Below are 1,001 nucleotides of genomic sequence, written 5' to 3'. Positions count from 1 at the left end.
GGTATCACCATCTCAACCTCTCACGTGGAGTACGAATCAGCTGCTCGCCACTATGCGCACGTAGACTGCCCAGGCCACGCCGACTATGTTAAAAACATGATCACCGGTGCGGCGCAAATGGACGGCGCAATCCTGGTTTGCTCCGCGGCCGACGGCCCCATGCCGCAAACTCGCGAACACATCCTGTTGTCACGCCAAGTAGGCGTGCCGTACATCGTCGTTTTCCTGAACAAAGCCGACATGGTCGACGATGCCGAATTGATCGAGCTGGTTGAAATGGAAATTCGCGAATTGTTAAATCAATACGATTTTCCCGGCGACGACACCCCAATTATCGTGGGTTCCGCGCTGAAAGCCTTGGAAGGCGAGCAAAGCGAAATTGGCGTGCAATCCGTTGTAAAACTGGTTGAAGCGCTGGACAGCTACATCCCCGAGCCAGAGCGCGCCATCGACGGCAAATTCCTGATGCCGATCGAAGACGTATTCTCCATTTCCGGTCGCGGCACCGTGGTTACCGGTCGTGTCGAGCGGGGTATCATCAAGGTTGGTGAAGCCGTAGAGATCGTTGGTATCAAAGACACCGTTCAAACCACCTGTACCGGTGTTGAAATGTTCCGCAAACTGCTGGACCAAGGTCAAGCGGGCGACAACGTAGGTGTGTTGCTGCGGGGCACTAAACGGGAAGATGTTGAGCGTGGTCAAGTATTGGCACACGTCAACTCAATCAAACCGCACTCCCACTTCAAGGCAGAGATCTACGTGTTATCCAAAGATGAGGGTGGTCGTCATACCCCATTCTTCAACGGCTACCGTCCGCAGTTCTACTTCAGAACCACCGACGTCACCGGCGCGGTTGAGTTGCCGGAAGGCGTGGAAATGGTCATGCCCGGCGATAACATTGCCGTAACCGTAAAACTGATCGCGCCCATCGCGATGGAAGACGGTCTGCGTTTTGCTATCCGTGAAGGTGGTCGTACCGTTGGTGCGGGTGTTGTTGCTTC

At 54.7% G+C, this 1,001-nt stretch carries 1 protein-coding gene; it reads left to right on the top strand.

Annotation, left to right across the window (positions count from 1 at the left end; genetic code table 11):
* On the top strand, positions 1–1,001 hold a 1,001-nt coding region (tuf, locus tag NP590_RS20435), incomplete at both ends, for an elongation factor Tu (RefSeq protein WP_256604592.1).

Origin of the sequence: Methylomonas subterranea (genome assembly GCF_024505185.1) — a bacterium.
Taxonomy (GTDB): domain Bacteria; phylum Pseudomonadota; class Gammaproteobacteria; order Methylococcales; family Methylomonadaceae; genus Methylomonas; species Methylomonas subterranea.
The sequence above is the reverse complement of the archived record's forward strand: the minus strand, read 5'-3'. Positions and strand labels throughout refer to the sequence as shown.